We start from the raw sequence: 3,513 nt of genomic DNA on the forward strand, positions 1-3,513 counted from the left end.
TGATGGCAAACAAGCTCCTTTGCAAGCCCTCGAAGGCAGCTTCATCGGCTACGACTCGAATCGCGCCGCCGTGGCTTACGTCGAATCACTCGCCTACGTGGAATACATCCGCGACACGTATGGAATGAATCGCATCAGCGACATCATGAGGGATCTGAGCGAAGGTCAGAGCACCGAAGATGCGCTGAAGTCTGCTCTTCACGATGACTACTCACAACTGGAAGATGAATTCGCGCGGCACTTGCGATAACGCGAAATCAGGCCTGGAAATAGAAAGTCACGCGGTCCTGATCGCGGTCTAACCAGCTTGCAGCTCTTTCCCCACCGAGTCCAGCACGCCGTTGATGAACTGTATCGATTCGGGACTAGAGTAGCGGTGGGCGATGTCGAGAGCTTCGTTAATCACGATGGCTCGCGGAGTGGTCGGGAATCCGAGGAACTCGGCGACCCCGAGGCGCAGCAGATTGCGATCGACTGCCGGCATGCGATCCATGCGCCAATGTTCTGCATGCTTCTGGATTAGGTCATCAATTTGTTGGCTGCGGTCACAGGCCACGCGGAAAAGATCGTCAGCAAAGCCGCGGGTGGAATCGTCCACGTTCGATCGTTCGTGCCAGAATGTCTTGCGCACCTGCTCTTCGCTCTGCTTTCCCATATCGGATTGGAAGAGCATCTGTAGCGCGAGTTCGCGCGATTTGCGGCGCTTCCCTGCTTTAACGGCCATCCGTCGCTCCGCGTTTTAGCTTGCCTTTGAGTGACACCATTTCGATGGCAGTCGCGGCCGCTTCCCACCCTTTGTTTCCGCTTTTGAGACCGGCACGATCGATCGCCTGCTCGAGGCTTTCGCAGGTGAGGACGCCATACGTATGCGGCACGCCGGTGTCCTGTGCTGATTGTCCAATGCCGCGCGTGACCTCGGTCGCAATGTGTTCGTAGTGCGTCGTCTCGCCGCGAATGAGACATCCGAGCGTGATGATCGCGTCCACTGTGCCGGTTTGCGCCAGCGTGCGTGCGGCGGAGGGAATCTCGAATGATCCGGGCACGCGCACGATGTGAATGTCTGACGATGTCGCGCCGCTGCGCCGCAGGCAGTCGAGCGCACCCTGCAGCAGGCGCTCGGTGATGAAGGAATTCCATCGGCTCACGACGATGCCGAGCCTCATGCCTTCGGCATTCAGCACGCCTTCAATGCTCTTGGGCAGGGACTTGCTCGGATCATTGAATGCCCAAAAGCCTACGCGCAAGTTCTTGTCGAGCTGCACGACGAAGACGCGCGACTTCCAATGCGTGTCTTCGATCCCATCCACAGCATCGGCGAGGTGCTTCTTCGCGATTTGGTGGGCGCTATCGAGATCGGAGACCTCGATCAGAATCTCCGGACTGGCAGGAGCGCGGCCATCGACTAGTTCGAGGCTGCCCACAGGTGAGAGAAAGGGTGCACCTCGGCTGTACTCGTCTCTCCAGCCGGCACCATCTTCAAAACCAAGCGCGCGCAGCAGTGCTGAGAGCTTCTCGAAGCGTTCGGGAGTAGTCTGGCGCACAAGTGTGAGGCTGCGAATCATGCGTAATCAGTGTGACATAAAGCCCAGTCCGCTATGAAACTGCCTCGTGGAAATCAAAACCAAAACACGACACGGATTGCACGGACGTTACGGATTACACGGATCAAGAGGATCAGCAACAATAAGGATCAGCAACAATGAAGAATCAGCTTAGGTTGATCTGTGTGATCCGTGAGCGAAGCATCCGTGTGATCCGTGTCGTGTTTTGCTGTTGCTTTTGCCTTAGCTTTTCTCCCGCGGATCCGGCACATGGGCGTTGGCGTAGTACATGTCTTCGATCGCTCGCTGCGCCTTGGCGGCGAGCGCATCAAGATGGCGTGTCGTGAAGTCCTCCGGCGATATAGGATCGCCAACCATCAGCAGGAGTTCGCGAGGATGGATGTGGTACGTATTCATTGGCAGCGCTTCGAAGGTTCCCACAATCGCCATAGGGACGATCGGCACTTGAGCTTTGATTGAAGCGTAAAACGCGCCGCTCATGAACGGCGTGATGTGTCCGTCGGCGGCGCGTCCACCTTCGGGAAAGATGACAAGAGGCATTCCTGATTTGAGACCATCGATCGCCCGCCCAAGACTGCGAATAGAGGCTCGCGCGTTGCTCTGGTCGACTGGAAATTGCCCGGAGCGCTTCAGATGTCCTCCGATGAACGGATACCGGAACAGCTCCTGCTTTGCCAGAATTCGAAACTGGAATGGCAGATTCGCATACAGAAGAGGAATGTCGAGCGCGGAGATGTGATTCGCAGCGTAGATGGCGGGCCGTGACAGATCGATGCGATCCAGACCAACTGCTCGGACCGGACACATCGCCGTGCCAAGAATCCATCGCGCCCAGGTGCGCGCAATTGCATGCTGCTTCTCGCCTCGGGGATCCGTGAACGAAGCTGCGAACGACGCGCTACCGAGCAGAATGGTGTAAGAGAAAATCAGCGGATCGAGAACGGCATACGAACGGAGCCCGCTCAGCCAGCGAGGAATACGTCGCGCACGCGGCTCAACTTCTTTGAGCAACTCCTCTACTTCTGCAACGCTGGAACGATCGGGCACTTCGATATTGTATTCGGCTTTCTGGTCTGTCATTCCGAAGGTGCGGTTTGGGCCAGGAAATCCCCAATAATTTTGACAACCGCCGCTCATGGAGTGCTATAGGGATTCCTCACTCCTGCTCACGCTAACTGCCCGCGTGAGCATCCGTTCGGAATGACAAAGGAAACGACTAGTCCGCGGCTTCCTGCTGCTGGTGTTCATCTTCACCTTCTTCCGCCGACTCAGCTTCACTCTCTTCCGATCCAATTCTCACCTGACCATAGTTCAGTACACTCACGATGAAGACTCCGCCGACAATGTTCCCCAGTGTCGCGGGCAGCAGCCATCCAAAGTAGTTGCTGAATTGCAGATGGCCGGACATGACTGCCGCCACGATTTCAGCGCTGCTGGCTATGCAGTGAGAGAAATGCCCAGCGCCGACGATGAATGTCAGCATCCAGGTGATCACGACTTGGCCAATCGTCCAATGGCTGGCGGTGACCATCCACGCGACCAGTGCGATCAGCCATCCACCAATCACTCCTTTAGCGAAGATCAACGTGAAATGGCCTTGCGCCGCTTCGGTTCCCAGGCCGGCGAGCGCATCGGCGAAGTTAGGAGCCAACGCTCCGGTCTTCATCAACAGCCAGCCGAAGAATGTGGCTCCTGCAACATTTGATACGAACACAAGTCCCCACAAGCGCAAGGTGGCGAGAAGGTGCTTGCGTTCGTCGAGCACCAGCACGACGGGAAACAAGGTGTTCTCGGTGAAGAGCTGCGCCCGTCCGATGATCACGACGATGAAGCCAATGGGATAAAAGCAAAGCGAGATGAATTTCGCCGGTGGAGAGTTCCCGAGATAGCTGAGCGCCAGCGCAACTCCTAGTCCGGTGAGTCCCATTCCGATACCACCGGCAAATCCAGA

5 protein-coding genes are annotated in these 3,513 nt (G+C 56.7%); 1 reads left to right on the forward strand and 4 read right to left on the reverse strand.

The features are described from left to right. Positions 1-250, forward strand: a 250-nt coding sequence (locus tag VFU50_00035; protein HEU5231215.1) for a hypothetical protein, incomplete at its 5' end; no start/stop codon positions are given. Positions 251-298: 48 nt separating this feature from the next. Here the strand turns inward: VFU50_00035 and nusB are convergent. From nusB to VFU50_00055, 4 genes are all read right to left on the reverse strand, one after another. Further along, positions 299-724 (reverse strand): transcription antitermination factor NusB, encoded by a 426-nt coding sequence (gene nusB, locus VFU50_00040; GenBank protein ID HEU5231216.1) that lies wholly within the window; start codon positions 722-724, stop codon positions 299-301. Then, positions 714-1,562, reverse strand: a complete 849-nt coding sequence (gene ribH / locus VFU50_00045; GenBank protein HEU5231217.1) for a 6,7-dimethyl-8-ribityllumazine synthase — start codon at positions 1,560-1,562, stop codon at positions 714-716. Before ribH ends, nusB begins: the two co-directional genes overlap by 11 nt. A 222-nt stretch (positions 1,563-1,784) precedes the next feature. Beyond that, positions 1,785-2,642, reverse strand: a complete 858-nt coding sequence (locus VFU50_00050) for a lysophospholipid acyltransferase family protein (GenBank protein HEU5231218.1) — start codon at positions 2,640-2,642, stop codon at positions 1,785-1,787. A 136-nt stretch (positions 2,643-2,778) separates the two neighbouring features. Beyond that, a partial coding sequence (locus VFU50_00055) for a formate/nitrite transporter family protein (protein ID HEU5231219.1) occupies positions 2,779-3,513 on the reverse strand: 735 nt, incomplete at its 5' end.

This window comes from Terriglobales bacterium (assembly GCA_035764005.1).
Lineage (GTDB): Bacteria > Acidobacteriota > Terriglobia > Terriglobales > Acidobacteriaceae > Gp1-AA112.

Coding starts and splice junctions, on each gene's coding strand:
- ribH (HEU5231217.1), bottom strand. CDS start 1,562: ATGATTCGCAGCCTCACACTTGTGCGCCAGACTACTCCCGAACGCTTC.
- VFU50_00050 (HEU5231218.1), bottom strand. CDS start 2,642: ATGACAGACCAGAAAGCCGAATACAATATCGAAGTGCCCGATCGTTCC.
- nusB (HEU5231216.1), bottom strand. CDS start 724: ATGGCCGTTAAAGCAGGGAAGCGCCGCAAATCGCGCGAACTCGCGCTA.